Source organism: Desulforamulus aeronauticus DSM 10349 (assembly GCF_900142375.1).
In the GTDB taxonomy this organism is placed as follows: Bacteria; Bacillota; Desulfotomaculia; order Desulfotomaculales; family Desulfotomaculaceae; genus Desulfotomaculum; species Desulfotomaculum aeronauticum.
Genome location: NZ_FRAR01000018.1, coordinates 57,723 through 75,198, shown reverse-complemented (window position 1 = coordinate 75,198; position 17,476 = coordinate 57,723). Strand labels below are relative to the sequence as shown.

General features: G+C 41.4%; 19 protein-coding genes and 1 tRNA gene. 12 read left to right on the top strand and 8 right to left on the bottom strand.

What is annotated here, in order from left to right; genetic code table 11:
- Positions 1-19 precede the first annotated feature (19 nt).
- Together BUA78_RS12150 and BUA78_RS12145 are read left to right on the top strand one after the other, a co-directional pair.
- Positions 20-865 carry a zinc metalloprotease HtpX gene (locus BUA78_RS12150; RefSeq protein ID WP_072914861.1) on the top strand — a complete coding sequence of 282 codons (846 nt, stop codon included), beginning with the start codon at positions 20-22 and terminating at the stop codon, positions 863-865.
- Between the two features lie 229 nt (positions 866-1,094).
- Positions 1,095-1,484 carry a hypothetical protein gene (locus BUA78_RS12145; protein WP_072914859.1) on the top strand — a complete coding sequence of 130 codons (390 nt, stop codon included), beginning with the start codon at positions 1,095-1,097 and terminating at the stop codon, positions 1,482-1,484.
- A gap of 163 nt (positions 1,485-1,647) precedes the next feature.
- On the opposite strand, the gene BUA78_RS12140 is transcribed toward BUA78_RS12145, so the two are convergent.
- The 3 genes from BUA78_RS12140 to BUA78_RS12130 all read right to left on the bottom strand — a co-directional run bounded on the left by BUA78_RS12140 (position 1,648) and on the right by BUA78_RS12130 (position 6,755).
- Complete coding sequence (locus BUA78_RS12140; RefSeq protein ID WP_072914856.1) at positions 1,648-2,724, bottom strand: flavin-dependent monooxygenase; 1,077 nt, start codon at positions 2,722-2,724, stop codon at positions 1,648-1,650.
- Between the two features lie 212 nt (positions 2,725-2,936).
- Positions 2,937-4,400: a catalase gene (locus tag BUA78_RS12135; RefSeq protein ID WP_072914854.1), complete on the bottom strand. Its 1,464-nt coding sequence runs from the start codon at positions 4,398-4,400 to the stop codon at positions 2,937-2,939.
- Between the two features lie 750 nt (positions 4,401-5,150).
- Positions 5,151-6,755: a histidine kinase N-terminal 7TM domain-containing diguanylate cyclase gene (locus BUA78_RS12130; protein WP_238456816.1), complete on the bottom strand. Its 1,605-nt coding sequence runs from the start codon at positions 6,753-6,755 to the stop codon at positions 5,151-5,153.
- 716 nt (positions 6,756-7,471) lie between these two features.
- Here BUA78_RS12130 and BUA78_RS12125 point away from each other — a divergent pair.
- The 4 genes from BUA78_RS12125 to BUA78_RS12110 all read left to right on the top strand — a co-directional run bounded on the left by BUA78_RS12125 (position 7,472) and on the right by BUA78_RS12110 (position 9,493).
- Positions 7,472-7,738, top strand: coding sequence for a hypothetical protein (locus BUA78_RS12125; RefSeq protein WP_072914851.1), 267 nt, complete (start codon positions 7,472-7,474; stop codon positions 7,736-7,738).
- A 49-nt stretch (positions 7,739-7,787) separates the two neighbouring features.
- On the top strand, positions 7,788-8,084 hold the full coding sequence (locus BUA78_RS12120; RefSeq protein ID WP_072914848.1) for a hypothetical protein: 297 nt from the start codon (positions 7,788-7,790) through the stop codon (positions 8,082-8,084).
- Complete coding sequence (locus tag BUA78_RS12115; protein WP_072914846.1) at positions 8,075-9,109, top strand: BppU family phage baseplate upper protein; 1,035 nt, start codon at positions 8,075-8,077, stop codon at positions 9,107-9,109. Before BUA78_RS12120 ends, BUA78_RS12115 begins: the two co-directional genes overlap by 10 nt.
- Positions 9,110-9,238: 129 nt before the next feature.
- Positions 9,239-9,493, top strand: a complete 255-nt coding sequence (locus BUA78_RS12110; protein WP_072914844.1) for a hypothetical protein — start codon at positions 9,239-9,241, stop codon at positions 9,491-9,493.
- Positions 9,494-9,519: 26 nt separating this feature from the next.
- On the opposite strand, the gene BUA78_RS12105 is transcribed toward BUA78_RS12110, so the two are convergent.
- Positions 9,520-10,410 (bottom strand): hypothetical protein, encoded by an 891-nt coding sequence (locus tag BUA78_RS12105; RefSeq protein WP_072914843.1) that lies wholly within the window; start codon positions 10,408-10,410, stop codon positions 9,520-9,522.
- 36 nt (positions 10,411-10,446) lie between these two features.
- Positions 10,447-10,821, bottom strand: a complete 375-nt coding sequence (locus BUA78_RS12100) for a hypothetical protein (RefSeq protein WP_072914841.1) — start codon at positions 10,819-10,821, stop codon at positions 10,447-10,449.
- Positions 10,822-11,285: 464 nt separating this feature from the next.
- Here BUA78_RS12100 and BUA78_RS12095 point away from each other — a divergent pair, with 464 nt between their 5' ends.
- Positions 11,286-11,912 carry a stalk domain-containing protein gene (locus BUA78_RS12095; RefSeq protein ID WP_338011616.1) on the top strand — a complete coding sequence of 209 codons (627 nt, stop codon included), beginning with the start codon at positions 11,286-11,288 and terminating at the stop codon, positions 11,910-11,912.
- 182 nt (positions 11,913-12,094) lie between these two features.
- Here BUA78_RS12095 and BUA78_RS12090 read toward each other — a convergent pair.
- A tRNA-Arg gene (locus tag BUA78_RS12090) sits at positions 12,095-12,171 on the bottom strand.
- 177 nt (positions 12,172-12,348) lie between these two features.
- Here BUA78_RS12090 and BUA78_RS12085 point away from each other — a divergent pair.
- A complete protein-coding gene (locus tag BUA78_RS12085) occupies positions 12,349-12,723 on the top strand; it encodes a hypothetical protein (RefSeq protein ID WP_072914837.1) in 375 nt (124 codons plus the stop codon).
- Between the two features lie 138 nt (positions 12,724-12,861).
- Here BUA78_RS12085 and BUA78_RS12080 read toward each other — a convergent pair whose 3' ends face one another.
- Positions 12,862-13,221: a hypothetical protein gene (locus BUA78_RS12080; RefSeq protein WP_072914834.1), complete on the bottom strand. Its 360-nt coding sequence runs from the start codon at positions 13,219-13,221 to the stop codon at positions 12,862-12,864.
- A 151-nt stretch (positions 13,222-13,372) separates the two neighbouring features.
- Here BUA78_RS12080 and BUA78_RS12075 point away from each other — a divergent pair, with 151 nt between their 5' ends.
- Both BUA78_RS12075 and BUA78_RS12070 read left to right on the top strand, forming a co-directional pair.
- Positions 13,373-14,185: a histidinol-phosphatase gene (locus BUA78_RS12075; protein ID WP_072914832.1), complete on the top strand. Its 813-nt coding sequence runs from the start codon at positions 13,373-13,375 to the stop codon at positions 14,183-14,185.
- A gap of 737 nt (positions 14,186-14,922) precedes the next feature.
- Positions 14,923-15,651 (top strand): N-acetylmuramoyl-L-alanine amidase family protein, encoded by a 729-nt coding sequence (locus tag BUA78_RS12070; protein WP_072914830.1) that lies wholly within the window; start codon positions 14,923-14,925, stop codon positions 15,649-15,651.
- Positions 15,652-15,686: 35 nt separating this feature from the next.
- Here the strand turns inward: BUA78_RS12070 and BUA78_RS12065 are convergent, their stop codons facing one another.
- A complete protein-coding gene (locus BUA78_RS12065) occupies positions 15,687-16,046 on the bottom strand; it encodes a DUF2680 domain-containing protein (RefSeq protein ID WP_072914826.1) in 360 nt (119 codons plus the stop codon).
- A 119-nt stretch (positions 16,047-16,165) separates the two neighbouring features.
- Between BUA78_RS12065 and BUA78_RS12060 the strand changes: the two genes are divergently transcribed.
- Both BUA78_RS12060 and BUA78_RS12055 read left to right on the top strand, forming a co-directional pair.
- Positions 16,166-17,239, top strand: a complete 1,074-nt coding sequence (locus BUA78_RS12060; RefSeq protein ID WP_072914824.1) for a ComEC/Rec2 family competence protein — start codon at positions 16,166-16,168, stop codon at positions 17,237-17,239.
- Positions 17,236-17,427 carry a DUF3006 domain-containing protein gene (locus BUA78_RS12055; RefSeq protein ID WP_072914822.1) on the top strand — a complete coding sequence of 64 codons (192 nt, stop codon included), beginning with the start codon at positions 17,236-17,238 and terminating at the stop codon, positions 17,425-17,427. Before BUA78_RS12060 ends, BUA78_RS12055 begins: the two co-directional genes overlap by 4 nt.
- The last annotated feature ends 49 nt before the right edge of the window (positions 17,428-17,476 follow it).

Sequence of the window (17,476 nt, the reverse complement as noted above, 5' to 3'; positions counted from 1 at the left end):
GGTTATGGGGAGGAATTTAATGAATACTTTAAAGGCTTGGCTTTTAATGGGAGCCCTGTCTGTTTTACTAGTGCTGATGGGGAATGCTATTGGTGGTAGCAGTGGTGCAATGCTTTTCTTTATTATTGCAATGGGTATGAACTTCTTTGGTTACTTTTATAGTGATAAACTGGCCATTAAAATGACCCGATCTTATCCGGTTTCCCAAGCAGAGGCACCGGAGCTTTATGAAATGGTGCGGCGATTGTCTCAGCGGGCAGGGTTACCAATGCCTAAATTGTATATTCAACCTTCGGATCAGCCCAATGCCTTTGCCACCGGCCGTAACCCTGCTAACTCAGCAGTGGCGGTGACCGAAGGAATTCTACGCATCTTAAACCCGCAAGAGTTAGAAGGTGTATTAGCGCACGAATTGGCCCATATTAAAAATAGGGATGTATTGGTAGGAACCATTGCTGCTGCCTTGGCCGGTGCCATCAGTATGATGGGGAGCGCCCTACAGTGGGGTGCGATCTTTGGTATGGGTCGTGGCGACGACGAAGAAGGTGGTGGTGGAGTGGTAGGCAGCCTGATTATGGCTATCATCTTCCCCATTGCAGCGATGATCATCCAGATGGCTATTTCCCGCTCCCGGGAATATATGGCTGATACTACCGGTGCCCAAATTGCCGGTTCGCCGGATGGTTTATCCAACGCCCTATTAAAATTGGAATCCGCGGCCCAGCGAGTGCCGATGACAGTAAATCCTGCAACATCTCATTTATTTATTATCAATCCGTTGTCTGGGGCTTCTCTGGCGAGGCTGTTCAGTACTCACCCACCCATTGAGGAGAGGGTACAACGTCTAAGAGGTATGAGACGTTAAGTAGCAAATCGTAAGATAAGTGAAATAAAGCCTCCTGTGGTAGTTAGTTCCAATCTACCACAGGAGGCTTTATTTCACTTTCAGACTAACATGACTTGGGCTTGCACCCTATAGGGCATAAGCAATTTAATCAAAATTTATAGCAAGCAGAGGGGGAATAGCAATCCATAATACCAGTCACATTAGATTAGAGTAAGGAATATTATGGTTGGAAAAGGAGGTTTTGCTATTGAGTAGAAAGTCACGGGAACAAGAAAATCTGAACACATTAAAGTACTCCGCTAAACAGTACGATTGTGATCCGTGGAATAACAATCGTGGTGATTGTGATGATCGTCTACCGGCCTGTTGTTTCGACCCCGCTTTAATTCAGAATGTCATTGATTGTATCGGTGAATTAAAGGAGCAAATTGCCTGCTGTGAGGCTTATCTTTTTAATATTGGCCGCGCTGTTTTTAGCCCCACCTTTGGTCTTTCCGAAATCAAGTCGGAAGTTTCCTTTATTGAGACCACTATCAGTGATATTCGAACTGAAGTAACCAGTACTACTTATGGCCTACAAGAAATCAAATCCGAGGTGTCTGCTATTTTAGGTATGATGATGGGCCGTAGTAAGTAGGTTCTGCTCCCCATAAGCTTTCCAGTAAAGGTCAAGCGGTTTTGTTAAGTAATGGCTACTGTTGACCAGTTTTTTGCTATGGATTCCTTCAAAAAACAGTCTGGCAATGGACTGTTTTTCTTTCCGGGCGCTAGTTGTAAATGCTAAGGTGGAAATAACTCTGTCAACGTAGTAATTTATTAATATTTTTTAGAACTACCCCACCAATATCCGCAAAATTTACTCCTGTATTATAAACGGCCTGCTTTATCCCGGGGGTTCCTAATGTTGCGACGATCCGATCAAATCCCTCATTATCGATATTCTTCATGGTATCTCTAAAAGCAGATATATTCTCAACGTGGTCTTGCAAAGGTTTCACTAATGATTCATATTCTTTACCTTTAATGATGGCTCTTGCAGCATATACCCCACTCGCTATGGCAAAGGAGGCACCAACTCCCACTAGCCGTTCTGTTAAGCCAGCAGCCCGACCAGTCAGTAAGACATTGTTTACTTTAAATTTTTTTACCTTTCCTATAGAGAACATGGGAGGCGTTAGTTTAAAAAGAAATTGCAAATGAGCCAGGTTTTCCATCTCCAAAAACCTGGTAAAAAGGCTATCTATATTAGATTGATCACAACTAAAATGATATAATTTCACTAACGCTTGGGTGGAATTGTATGGGGTTACTCTGGCATAGCCTGTTCCCGTATACTCGGTATTAAAATACAGGGTTGAAGTACCTTTTGTGAATTTGCCTAAGGCCAAACCTCCGTACATATGAACAAAGCCCGTTTGTTCCCAGACATCGAGTTCTTTGGCTGTTGTATCCATACCGGTAGCGACTACTACATAATCATACTTCTTGGATAATTCTTTATAATCAGAGGGACTATTATAATGTATAGGTGTTTTTTCCAGTTTCTTTATTAATTGATTTTCGATTGAGCTTGGATCCTTTCCTCTTGCATAGAAATAACCTAGTTCCCCCTTGACCGTAGTTTCTTTATTCGGTGATTTTAGTGTAATACTATGGCATTTGTGAAGGGGTAACAGATTAATACCAAGTTTTTTATATAAATAATTGTTAACATCTCCCGTATCTTGATCAAAGATATTTAAGTCTACGGTAATTGAAGGCCATATCCAACCAATACTTTTATCTCTTTCAAAAATATCTGGTATGATTCCTAATCTTTCACACTCAATAGCACAAGCAAGTCCAGACGGTCCGGCTCCAATGATTGCAATTTTCATAATTTCACTCTTCCATTTTAAGATTATTCTTGGGTTATGTATAACAAGAATAGTATGTCCTGGACCCTTTGTTTATATGGGTCACCCTATTGGTTTCTGAGGCAAAGGGGAATAGCCTGGACCGTCAAAAAGATAGAATAAGGGCTGCAGGATAATACCTTGCAGCCCTTACCAGTCTCTTCATAGAATTTTTCTTATCTGGGGGAAGTTTTTTACTTAACTTCGTCCAGCGATATGCCGAGCGCTTCTGCAACACCCTTCCCATAGGCTGGATCAGCCTTTAGGCAGTTGCCAATATGCCGGATTTTAATCTCTTTTGGCGCATCACCCATGGCACGGGCCGTATTATCAAAAAGTGCTTGCTGTTGTTCCAGATTCATGAGCCTGAAAAGAAGCCCCGGCTGGGTGTAGTAGTCATCATCGTCCTCGCGGAAATTCCATTGATAGGCTGCTCCGCTTAGTTCAAGTGGAGGCTCTTTATATTCAGATTGTTCCTGCCATGCCCCGTAGCTGTTGGGTTCATAGCCGATTGTGCTGCCAGCATTGTTATTAACTCGCATCTGGCCGTCTCTGTGGTAGCTGTTGACTGGGCATTTTGGCGCATTAACAGGTATTTGATGATGATTAACACCAAGTCTGTATCGTTGGGCATCACCGTATGAGAAAAGGCGTCCTTGCAGCATTTTATCTGGTGAGAAACCGATACCAGGAACAACACTAGTAGGATTGAAAGCAGCTTGCTCAACATCGGCAAAATAGTTTTCTGGATTTCGGTTTAATTCAAAGTATCCTACTTCGATAAGTGGGAAATCCTTTTTATACCAGACTTTTGTAAGGTCAAAAGGATTATATGGCATGTTTTTAGCTTGTTCTTCTGTCATTACTTGGATGAACATTTTCCAGCGAGGAAAATCACCACATTCAATTGCTTCATAAAGGTCGCGCTGGTGGCTTTCACGATCCTTTGCAATAATAGCCTCAGCTTCTGCATCAGTCAAATTTTTTATACCTTGTTGAGTAACTAGGTGGAATTTGACCCATACCCGCTCATTTTTCGCATTGATCATGCTGAAAGTGTGGCTGCCGAAACCGTGCATATGTCTATAGGATATAGGGATACCTCTATCACTCATGGTGATGGTGACCTGATGTAGTGCTTCAGGGAGGGAAGACCAGAAGTCCCAATTATTTTTAGCACTCCTCATATTGGTGCGAGGATCGCGTTTTACTGCGTGATTGAGGTCAGGAAACTTTAGTGGATCACGAAGGAAAAAGACAGGGGTGTTGTTGCCTACGAGATCCCAGTTTCCTTCTTCGGTGTAAAACTTCATAGCAAAACCACGGATGTCGCGTTCTGCATCGGCAGCACCGCGTTCACCTGCAACGGTTGAAAAGCGGACAAACATTTCTGTTTGCTTTCCAATTTCAGAAAAGAGCTTTGCCTTTGTATATTTTGTGATATCATGTGTTACGGTGAATACACCGAATGCTCCAGACCCTTTCGCATGCATTCTTCTTTCCGGGATTACTTCCCGGTCAAAATGGGCAAGTTTTTCAAGAAACCATACATCCTGGAGCAGCATAGGACCTCTTGGCCCTGCCGTCATCGCATTCTGATTGTCAGGAACCGGAGCACCCGTAACGGTAGTTAATTTTTTCTTTTCCTTCTCATTCATACATTAGAACCTCCTTTTCATCAATCATTGTTATTTATATTGGCAAGATATCTTGGGCATACGCCTTTAAGATATACTTCTTTACAATGATTTTGAAACTCTCGGCTTTGTAATGAATCAAGGCATATTGAAGTCAAATAATAAACTTTTCAAAGACTGGAAGTAACTTTATTGAGAAAGAAAACATACTTATTTCAACTTATAGTTATAATAAAATCATATACTTTGCTTTGTATGTTTGCAATCATAAGTTGTGGCAATTTTCATGAAAATTCTAATATATAAGTCCATTAGATACTGATCTTTGCTGTTATACCACTTGCTTGCCCAAAGTGCAGTAGAGAAATGGAACTTTGGGCGAGCAACTTAATAATTTAGGTGTTGGTTGCAGGTTTCTTTGTAGTAAATGTGAACATTATTCATAGACTTAAAACACCAAGTCTCATTGGGCCATTCTAGAATAGATAATCAGGTCTGCTTAAGAGTATGGTTGAGAGATGGAATAAGTAAAAGTCTTAGTTATCTGTATAAACATCAATTCGCTACTTCCACTAACAAGAAAAGACATCGCAAACCCTTGCAATGCCTAAGTTTATATGGCGTCATGATGCAAAAAATTTTTTACTGTTAGGCAAATACAGACTGGGTTATCTGTGTGATGCATTTTAAATCATAATAACGTACTTTGCTGCATAAAAAGATTTTCTAAGATTTGTTAGTGTCCATATTCCGTAAAGTCCATGTGTCTGTTTATGCATCAAAAACAGCCTTATTCCTGCCGCTGCTTTTGGCTAAATACAGACAATTATCAGCTCTTTTTATTAACTCCTCCCTTTTTATGTTAGCTGTTGAATAGTATGCTGCGCCAATGCTAACTGTCAGGTTATCACCCGGCTGTTTATCCTGAAACTTGAAAGCATAATCTTCCACAGTCTTTCTGATCTTTTCCGCGGCTATTTTAATCCCTTTCTCTGAGGTATGGCAGCAAATAACGGCAAACTCTTCTCCACCGTATCTGCATAATATATCAGTCGGATATAACGCCTCTTTAACAACCGTAACGATTGTTTGTAAAAGCTCATCTCCTGCCAGATGTCCATTATTATCGTTATAGATTTTAAAATAGTCTATATCAAACATGATTAAGCCAAAATTTTTGACGCTTTTGTCTGGTTCTTGACCATATGCCTGCAGTCTGTTTACGAGGTCAATCTCCTGCTGTAATCTTTCATCAAAGAAATATCTATTATAAGACTGCGTCAGCCAATCTCGGGTTGCCAGACTCTGCAGCCTCTCATTGAGCTGCATAACCTCCTTCAAATTATTTTTATGCTCAGTAATATTCTGTTTTAAAATTATAGTTCCTATATGATTGCCGCTGACATAAATAGGTGTGATTTTCACCATATAATAGGCAATGGCTTCACCCACGGGCTTAGGCATTTCAAAGCTCACTTTTTTTTGATCATGAACTGCTTCGCCCAGAAAGTCCATGAACCTTTTAACATCGAGATCGCCATAATTCTTTTTGATTACTGCCATAATGCCGATTTTTCTAGATACCCCGGTAAAACCGCCTACAAAAGCTTTGTTGTAATCAATGATTTTAAAATCCTCATCAATCACCACGTAGCTGTCAGAAATCAAATCAACAACCGTTTGCAAGGCGATGGGTATTACGTTCAGGAAATCAAACTTTACCGTAGCTATAATAAAAAAGCTAATGGTCACAGCAAAGGCAATATTTTCGATTGCCGTTGACCAATCAAAGATCTTAAATGTGCTGATCGCATCAATGATTAGCGAAATCATAATTCCAATAACTATTAGCGAGGATTGTTTGGAGAAAACACCATAATTTTTTATGGAAAAAATCACGAGATAGGCCAAACCAATCCCTATACACGAATAGGAATATATCGTATGTATAGTAAAATAGATACCAAAAGTTTGCTTGGAGGGTATCAGGCTAAAGACAGTATAAAACAAGTGATGACTCTGATTCGTAAGCAGCACCACAATAGAGATAACAGGAACGACAAACAGCAGTGCATGCTTCCATGTAAATTTTATTTTGGTTCGAGCAAATATTAACCCGGTAAATAATATTGAAATTGATACGAGAATCGTACCCAAAAAGTACAGTCGCTCACAAATTGCCAATATCCATGGGACATTGTCAAAAGTCAAATGCAATAATACTGCGACATTCCATAGGAGAATGCTGGCCGTCATACTTAAAACGGCATAATGAATTTGCTTTTTTGGCGTTCTTTTTGCGACTAACAATAAGAAACATAATATCACCAATGTGGATAAAACCAGCAGCATATTAATGATATCGACATTGTCCAAAGTATAAAATCCTCCTCATGCTTCATTACTATGGCGGCTGGTGGCAGGAGCTTTATAATATGGTAACCCGTTGTTACGAGTTGTCATGACGAATAAATCCTTGTGCACTCTCTTGCTTCGAACAACATCGCAGACAGCTCCCCTCTCACGGCATCTTCTCTTAGAGTAGGGGAGATGATCCAGAATGAGGCTTTGTATTATCCTTTTAAATTTAACATAGGACTATTATGTGTTCAATGCAAAATGAAGATATTCGGAAAGGTAGATTTTATTACGAGACGTGGACTTGTAGCGTGTCTAAGAGGAATTGGCGCCCCCGACTTACGGATTAGAAGTGCGGTACCGTGGATTTGGTATAGTTAGGCGAAACCTGGATAAGTCAGTAATCATATGGTTTAGTAAATTTTTTATTGGGTATTATTGGTTATTGTTAGATGTTATCTTGTGTCGTTAAACATCAGAAAACATCAATTAAAGCCTTCTGTAAGTGCAAAAAAAGAGCAAGGTTAAGCCTGCTCTTTTTTGGATATTGGTTTATTCAGGGTAAAGAATTGATCCATTTTTAGCTATTTCCTTATCAACAGACTTTAAGGCGTGGACGTGTATGTCGCCTGTGGTCGCTATGTTTGCATGGCCCAATTGGCTACTTACAATGTTGCCAAGGCCCATTAATTCACCGCGCGAATTCCAATAGATAGAGCTAGTGCTATCATTACATGAAACTGATCACCATCTCCGAAGTGGTTCTGGTAGTGGCTGCCCTAAACAGATGCTACGCTCCACAATGGTTGCAGATAGTAATCGGTTCCTTAGTTTATTATGCTCTAATGGTATGGGGCTGGTCGAGAATAACCCAAATTAATATGTCCTCTTTATACCCTGGTAGCGACACAGCTACCAGGGTTATTCTTTGTATGAAGATTACTTCTAAAAAAGATAAGGGGGAAATAAATGCCTACAACAACACCAAATTTAGAACTTAAAAAGCCACTGTGAAGTTTTCAATCGGCAGGCGTATAACGAAACCTGGATTTGATAGATCAAAATGCCGCCCAAAAGACGGTCCTTGATACCCATTTGGCCGACTACACGCAGGAATTAAAAACCGACAGTAAACAATCCGTTACCTTGCCTCACGGTCTAAGCGTTCTAAACGCACTCAGGGCATCACAGCTAAAGCCGAAGTTTAAGGGGCGGCAGTTGGTTAACTTGCTAGGGAAGGATGGCAACTTTAAGAAGGATAGTAACGGTGATGGCGTTCCTTTTAGCCAGTGGATGTTACATGCTAATGACTACTATTTGTTTGGAAGGAGAATAAAATGTTGTTAAAAAAATACGAGCTTTCTCTGGGTATAAAGCGCGAAAAGGCTGTGATTGTGCCTGCTCCTACTATCGAATTTGTGCAGGGGGATATCGGAACCTGCACTCTGGACATCTCAATTAGAGATATGAATAATCCTGTGGACCTATCAGAACTGAGCGTCGAAATTGTTTTCGCAAAACCTGACGGCACAATTGTTATTCAGGATCTGGCCAACGGAGTAAACATCACGGACACCGTCAATGGAAAAATAACGTGTATTCTAAAAACAAACACGATCGCAGCAGCCGGTTTGGTGCAGGCTGAAGTAAGACTGCTGGATATGGATAGAGCAAAGCTGCTTACAACAACTAGCTTTAGTTTTTATGTTCGGAAAGCCCTTCTGAATGACGAGGCGATTGAGAGTACGAACGAATTACCCATTTTACAGCAGTTAATCACAGATGTGAAAAATCTGGAAGGAAAACAAGGTCCTCAGGGCGAACCTGGTCCGGCAGGAGCCTCCGCTTATGACCTCTGGTTGATGCAAGGAAATACCGGGACTGTAGATGACTTTTGGCGCGATGTGATGTTTGGCGCGCAGGGGCCAAACATCTATCCGACTCCCTTCACATGGGGCTCCCTTACCTCAGGTCAATTCGAAATTTTAGATCAGATGCAACACGGAGGCCGTGTGTTAAAGCTATGGCAGCCTTGGACTTGGCTAGACGGTACAACAACTGTGGAATTGATACCGGGAGAGCTATATCGGGTGTCTTATTACGCTCGAAAAGACGGGACGGAATTTAATAACGTCGAAGCGCGTTTTATTATTCCGTACGACGGCGGTAGCTATGACTACGTTTTAGGCTCCGAGGATGGCACGCGAGTGATAAGCAATGACTGGCGGCTGTTTACGACAGAATTTCGTTGGCAGGGAGAGAATGAAAGACATCGAGCGTATGTACAAACCAATGAAGCCAATATAAATAACCCGGTCTATTTCGCAATGCCTAGCTTACGAAGAATAAATACCGCGAACGCGGATCGTTAGGGGTGTAAAACATGAAAGAGATTAATATTGGCGGTCAAGTTGTGAGAGTCAGGGCTACGCCCCTGGCTCTTTTGTATTAACGGCAGGAGTTTGGAACTGACCTACTAGGTGAGATAACTAAAGCCCAAAATGGCTCAGTACAATTTAACCGGTGATATGGGCCATGTATCATGGGAGGAAAAAGATTTAACAGACCAAAACACTCCAATTGCTATCAAAATCCTATCAGATGGAGAAGTTATACAAACAGCAGAATTGGTCCCAACAAACGGCATAGCGGAATTTGATTTTATCTCACAGCACAACGGCACCTTTTACATCAATGCGTACGCAAAAGGTATTAACTCTCAGCCAGATACTGCGGAGGTGGTTGTTTATGACTAGGCAGCGCATTGAAATACGAGAGCTGTTTACGTTTCTGAACCAAAGAGGGAAATCTCGTTTTTACCGACCATGCGGATATCAATTACCACAGCATCCAGCTGTATTGTATTTCCTAGTCCAAGACCTGTATGCCCACCTACAAAAGATGTTTGCATGTTTTTTATTACATTCCACGGATTAGTTGCTGCCAGCACTTCCGTGGTAATATCCTGCTGGATAGGGACTGATAAATGATCAATAGTGCCTATCAGGGAAAGGCTCTCCTGCTGAAGTTGAATCCAATCTTCAGCGGGGTCGGGCCGCCAGTAATAAATCATAGAACTGGTGCCTACGGCAAGTGTTAAGGAAAGTCGGCAATAAAAATTTATTTTAACGCTTTCGATTTGAAGCTGGCTGCTTGCCGATGGTACCAGGTTACTATATTCCAACACAAGTCGGCCACTGGTTCTGGTTATTAATGCTGAATTTAATGTGGCAAATTGCATATTAGGAAGTCCTGTGGCGTTGGCTACATTTATAAAATCGCTGCGGCTATTATAGGCCACCTGCGTGGCATTCGAAGCACCTGAAGTTTCAGTTGCCCTTTCTTCATCGGAGGTACGTAAAGAAATAGCATCATTAGGCTTAAATCTATATTCGGAAGGAAATTGTTGACTTATGGCTGCAGAATGTGATGTTACTCTTAAAGCAAAAAATGCATTACCATTACTGCTTAACGTTAATGTCACTCCCAATGGAGCTGATGCCTGCACTGACGTAAGGTTAATACATTTTGTGGGTGAAGGTGTCCAGAGTGGTACTTCTGTAGATAAAATACCAAAAGAATAATGTTTGGTTATATAAGAGGCACCTTCCCTGGTAAATAAAGGCTGATTTTCTAAGGAAAATATAGTATTGTTACGCTTGGCATTATTCATTACTATGTACAACTCCTTTCAGTGCTCTGACCGAGGTTAAACTTCATAACCCAGGAGTGTGATATATATTGTTCCTGCGACACTGGTACTGAGAGAAATCACTTCATTCTGTACAAATTTTATAGGAGAAGAAAAGCTTTGACTAAAGTTAGCAAAGGAAGATGTCAAAACAATTGACAGAAAAGGGTCGTTTCCCCCTCTGTTTAAGGTAATAGTTAAAGCGGAAACTGAAGAAGCTTGCACTGCCGTCAGAAAGATTGCTTTACCCGTTGCCGGTGTCCAAATTGGTGTATTACTTTGAACTGTGCTAAAAGTATTAAACAAAATTATGTTCGATGCATTCTCTCTAGTAAACAGAGGTCTTCCTGCATAATTAAAAACAACATTATTCAACCTGTATTTTTTTTCCACTGCCTAAAGCCCCCAAATTTATTTTCTGTATATAATATGATAGGAGTGTTCGCTTTGGTATTGTAAAAGTTGTATCGAAATGCATAGGGACGGCAGACTGTTACAAAACTGCTAATTCATTTCACACGTTCATGCAGCGTTGAGGACGGAATGCAAGGATTTTATCAGAAATTTACGCAATGATAAAATTACGTATTATATTTAAATTATGGCCGGGGCTTATTGCACCAACCCGTAATACTAATGGTGTGGGGGATTAAGCTATGGGACAACGTGATATGTAATGTACAAATAATGTCGAAAAATTCCTAAACAGTTGACGAAAGTATTATTAATAGAGATTATTAGGATATCTATTAAATTTAGGAGGGGATTACAATCAAAAAATTTATTGTAGGTCTGATTTGTGGCGTTATTTTATCAACTGCCGGTATAGCTGCAGCCAGCAACCCTATTAGTCTTATATTAACGGTAACAACATTACAGGATCAATGGACGTAAAACCGCAGCTAATTAACGGACGGGTTATGGTACCGGCTAAATACGTGGCCGAGGGACTAGGTGCCAAAGTCGAATGGGATATTGCTCAGAATGCAGTAGTAATTAACTCTAATGGTGCACAGCATACGGTTGGCCCTTCAACAAGTACAATCCCCGCAGCTAGTACAACTCCTGCAGCCAGTACAGCCCCAGCCTTGTCAAATGACGAAATTGCTATAAAAGATCAAAGTGGTAAAGTGCTTTATACACTAAAGATTAACAAAGTCACCACTATGTCCGAAAGAAACCAGTACAGCGACAAAAAGCCCGCCCAAGTTGTAAATATCAATTATTCTTACAAGAATATTTCTAATAGCGAAGATGTTTATATATTTGATGAGTATTTTAAAGTTTTTGACAAAGATGGAAATGTTGGATATACTTACCCAAACACAATAAATAAGTACCCCCAAAAAATACCCTCTGGGGCCACATGCACCGCTGATATGATTTTTGGCCTAGATAGCAAAAGCGATACGTTAAAATTATCGTTCTACAAAAATATGTTTGACAATAAAGACTATCAGACTTTTAATATGTCAATAAATTAAGCACCCAACCGGGTGCTTTTGTTTTGATCCTTACAGAACGTATGTTTGATGTACGGTACGTGATAAGCTTGCATGATATTTCCAATTTATCTCCTGTAACGATATGTCGAAAAATAACTAGAGGTTGTTCCCCTTACACAGAAAAAGGACTCTGGCGAAATCGCTAGAGTCCTTGATTTTCGTGGCGTCCCAGGAGGGATTCGAACCCCCGACCTACGGATTAGAAGTCCGTTGCTCTATCCAGCTGAGCTACTGGGACATTTTTTGAGCCAACAAATGATATGATATCATAGTATTTTATATAACACAAGAAAAAATTTCATCATGGATTATTATCATTATTGATTTTATGATAAAGATTATTTAAAGTCAATATGATGTAGGATTACGTCTTAATAAACTAGAACTCTCTAAATAAGGAGGGAGATGGACTGGAATGAATAAAGAGTTGCAGATTAATGATATTATTTACATAGCAAAGAACTGGGAAAGCAAACGTCGTAAAGCAGAGGAAAAGCTGTTGCAAATTTTGGCTGAGCCTTTAGAATGTGTATATTGTAAGCAGCCAAAACCAGAGCAGATTTTTTGGGTAATTGAGGATACTAAAAAAGGTGTGATCTTTAAAAAAGTTCATTCGGAGCTATTTACTGTGTGCTGCTTGAGATGTTTAATGGACAAGGGGCTAAAAAAACAAAGCTATTATTCTGTGGTGGGAAGGCTTAGTAACGGAGAAATTCTATCCACCGGATTTTTGGGACAGGATGCAATGGCAATTAATACATTTATGAGTCGGATCAAGGAAGCGGAGTAGCATAAAAAATAAATAGGGAGAGCGAACTCTCCCTATTTAGCAGTTAGGCCAGCGGCCTTTAGTCTTGGGTATTGACAAGCGGCAAAGTGCTTTTGCTAAATAATAGGCTAGTCGGTGGTTGAAGACTGTGTGATAAACCTATTGACCATAGCGACTGGTGCGGATGCACTCACACATTTCCAGGACAGAATTCATTTCCTCATCAGTAGTAGTGGTTAATTTGGTGAGGAAGTTAATTAAAGTTTCTTCCATATTCTTTTGGTTCATTTCAAGTCTTTCCTCATCAGAAAGTGGTGGGCGCTTGCCTTCTCGGATTTCGGTAACTAAAAGCATCATTTTCTTGGCATTCTCTTCCCCCAATTGCATGGGAATCACAGTTTTTAATAGTTCTTGCTCTTCCAGGCTTAAGGAAACAGGGGGGATTTGGTTATTGGCACGTACTGCTTCTCTTGCTTTGGTCAGCAGTTCCTGCAAACCTTCTTGACTGAGGTGGGGCACATGAATTCCTCCCATCTATAAAAAGCTTGTCTATATTTTAACAGATTGCTCGGACGGAAAATATATGTATACAGGTATAATTCCTTTGGGTTTATTGATTTTTTGCTGGCCAGCTACTATAGTTAGCTTAAAAAGTACTTCAGGAGGACGTATGCTGACTGATTATCATATTCATGTGGAGCGAGGTCCATACACGGTGGCCTGGCTCCGGGAATTTGCCCAACAGGCTGAGGCTATAGGGATTGGCGACTGGGGCATCTCCGAACATGCCTACCGTTTTTTAGAAACCCGTCCTATTTTTTATAATGAGTGGGTAAGACCCCGGCAAACCGAACGGGTGGATGAATATTTTACAATGATACGGCAGGCTCGGGAAGAAGGTCTGGGAGTCAAGTTTGGTATCGAGATGGACTACTTTCCCGGCAAGGAAAAGGAAATTGCAGAGTTTCTCAGCCGCTATCCCTTTGATTATGTTATTGGTTCGGTGCATTGGATCAATCAGTGGGGAGTTGATCTCTCAGAAATGAAGCAGGAATGGGATAAGCGGGATGTAGTGGAGTCCTGGCGAGCCTATTTTGACCGCATCGTTGCTTTGGCTGAGAGTAAATTGTTCGATATTGCAGGCCATTTGGATTTGGCCAAGATTTTCAAATACATTCCCGAAAACCAGGAATTCCTGTTGGAGCAATATGAACGAGTGGCTAAGACTTTGGCTCAATGCGGTACTTGTATTGAGATTAGTACTGCCGGATTACGAAAACCCGTGGAAGAAATGTACCCCCACCCCCTGCTGCTGGAGGCTTGTTGGCAACAAGGCGTACCGATTGTTTTTAGCTCCGACGCCCATTGCCCAGAGGATGTGGGGGCGGATTTTGACCAAGCTCTCCGCTTGGCTCAGAAAGTAGGGTACCAAGAAATTCAGGTTTTTTCACAAAGAAAAGCACAGGCCTATTCACTAGGCTAGTTATCACCAGTGATTTTTCACTGGTGATTTCCTTTTATTAAAATACTTTTGTAACAAAGGGCTGAACTTCAGCATATTTTGTGGAAGCCTACGTATATTGAGAAAAATAAAGAGGATTCCCTCTAAGGCAGAGGGTGACTGATTTCTACTGGTTTACGAGGAATAATTTAGCATAATAAAATATTGAGAAAAATGGAGCAAACATAAGTAAATAGATTGTAAACAATGGTGCAAGGTATTTACCTTCCGGGCCGACAGGAGTATGATAAAGATAAGCAATATTTCCCCGATAGGGACGGAGGCGAATCTTATGTTAGAAGCTATCAGAGAGATTGCAGGTGTAGCGTTCCTGGCGGCCATTATCATTATTCCGGTGATTGACGGCCATAAACGCAGAAAAGGCTTCAGTAACTGGATTTTTATAAGATAAAAGAAAATCTATCTAACATTCACAAGTCGAGTCAACCCTTCATAGATTGTAGTAAAAAAGGGGTTGATAATATGGCTCACGTAGAATCCTGCTTCCCAGGCGGTTTCTGGATACCCATTTGCTGTGCCTTCTTTATCTTCTTACTGATCGTTGCCATTATCCTGCTGATAATTTTCCTTTAAAAACTAAATATTTCTCTAGGAAGCACTGCCTTTTTGCAGTGCTTTTTTCATGCGGGTGTATTTCTCGCAGTGCAAAATGCAACACTAAGAAGGTTCTTACAGATTAACGTAAAGGAATTAACATTATGTATATAAAGGGACCTTATAAACATAACAATAACCACCACAAAAGCTATTGGCTGTGTCTGGGCATGGTCATACTGGTTATTATTCCGCTGGCTTGTTTTTCCCAGGGTTCAGCAGAAACGTCCAAAGCTAGGGGGACACCCTCCAAAAAACCACTACCTCAGCCGATGGTGATCATTGATCCAGGGCATGGAGGAAGCGATCCGGGGGCTTGTCAGGGAGAGGTGATGGAGAAGGATATTAATTTGGCCATTGCCAAGCGGCTGCTTACCTATGTAGAGCCCTTTCAAGTTCGGTTAACCAGGGAGCGGGATATGGATTTTACCAATCAGGGGATTTATTCCAAAGCTACAGAGAGGCAGGATTTAGACCAGAGAATACAAATTGCCCATCAATATAAAGGAGATCTTTTTATCAGCATCCATGTTAATTCTGGTGTTGAGAAGCTACGTGGACCGGATGTTTATTACGATCCGGCCGATTCGGAGAGTAGTCGCCTGGCTAGGCTGATACAGGAGGAAATGAATGATTTAACGGATATGAAGATGAAAAAGCCCCGACAGGGTAAGTTTTATCTCTTTGAAAACTTAGAAATACCGGTGGTGATTGTAGAAACAGGCTGGTTATGTCATGCAGAGGATCGAAAAAAACTTCAGGACCCTACATATCAAGATCAGGTGGCCCAGGCTATTGGTAAAGGAATAGAGAGATTTTTTAAAGAAGAATAAGCGGTCAGGGCCGCTTATTCTTCTTTAAATCCTAATTATTGGCTTTGCACTTGAGGGTTTTGTATGCCAGAACCGCTACCCCAGCGTCCGCCCATACCATTGCCGTTCCCTATACCTTTACCCATACCGCAGTTACCGTTGCCGTTACCGGGGCAGAGGTAACCGTTCTGGGCGTGGAACTGCTGCATTTGCTCAAAGTGCTGCTTCCAGGTTTCACCCTGCTCAGCTGTAATGCGGCCATTCTTTACAGCCTCATCCACAGAGGCTTTCTTTTGAGTAAGCCTTTGCTCGAACCAGGTTTTGCTGCTGGCATCGTCTGTGGCAAAGGCTGTGGGTACAACCAGGGCTACAGCAGCCATTAGAACTAGAGCTAACCGAATCATTTGTTTATTCATATCGTCAACCCCTTTTTTCTTATAGCATAACCATAAAAATTGACAAACCAGACATATAAATGTTACAAAAGTGTCACAGTTTATTTTAAGTATAGATTATTTGCAAAGGGGTATCAAGCATGAAACGTTTCATCGTGTTTGCAGTAATGTTACTACTGCTTTTAACTGGCTGTGCGGCGCAAGGCGAACGAGTCACGGCCCCCTCCTCCGAACCGGCTTTACAGGGGGATAAGCTGAGGGTTCATTTCATTAATGTTGGCCAAGCCGATGCCATCCTAGTGCAAAGCCAGCAGGCAAATTTATTGATAGATGCAGGCAAAAATGGTGATGGCCAAATGGTGGTGGATTATCTAAAGCAGCAGGGTATTCAAAAATTGGATGTGGTCATGGGCACGCATCCCCACGAAGATCATATTGGTGGATTGGATACCGTCATTAAGCAGTATGATGTGAAAAAGGTTTATCTGCCCAAGGTAAATCATAATACCAAAACCTATCAAGATGTACTGCTGGCGTTAAAGGACAAACATTTAAAAGCTACTGCTGCTGCCGGCGGGCAGGAATTTGCTTTGGGTGGTGCTACGGTAGAAATTATTGCTCCTAACAGTGAAAAATACAAAGAGCTTAATAATTACAGCATTGTCTGTAAAGTAACCTATGGGGAAACATCCTTCCTCCTACCTGGGGACGCAGAGGAATTATCCGAGAAGGAAATGCTCAAACAGGGCTACAACCTAAAGGCCGATGTCTTGAAGGTAGGCCATCATGGCAGTCATTCCTCCACTTCTGAAGCTTTTCTCAAGGCGGTGGCTCCGGAATTAGCGGTGATTTCAGTAGCAAAGGAAAATGATTATGGGCATCCCCATCAGGAGATTATGCAAAGGCTAGCTGCCCATAAAGTGAAGGTTTATCTTACCTCTCAGGTGGGAACAATCGTAATGAACTCCGATGGGAAGGAAATCGAGGTACAGACTGAACAGAAAGCTCCTGCTAAGGCGCCCTCTACCCAAACAGAGGAGCAAATCTTTGTAGATGCGAACAACCAGGGGCTCATCAAGGGCAACATTAATAAAGCTGGGGAGAAGATTTATCACTTACCCGGTATGCAAAATTATGAAAGAACACAACCCGAGGCTTGGTTTAAAACAGAAGCAGAGGCTAAGGCTGCGGGATTTAGGAGGGCTGCCAAGTGAGAGCAGTAATAGACCGTTTTGAAGAAAATTGGGCAGTTTTAGAGGCTCCCGGCAAGGTGATGTGGAATGTGCCGCGACAGTTTTTGCCCCCGGAAGTAAAAGAAGGAGACGAAGTGGATGTTACCTTTGCCAAGGTTAGTGTTCGCTCCATTGATAACAGTAAGCTGGTTGAAGAGTTATTTGAATAACTAATGTTTAGATACTGGAAAATCTGGGTAGAATACTTCTTGTAATTAT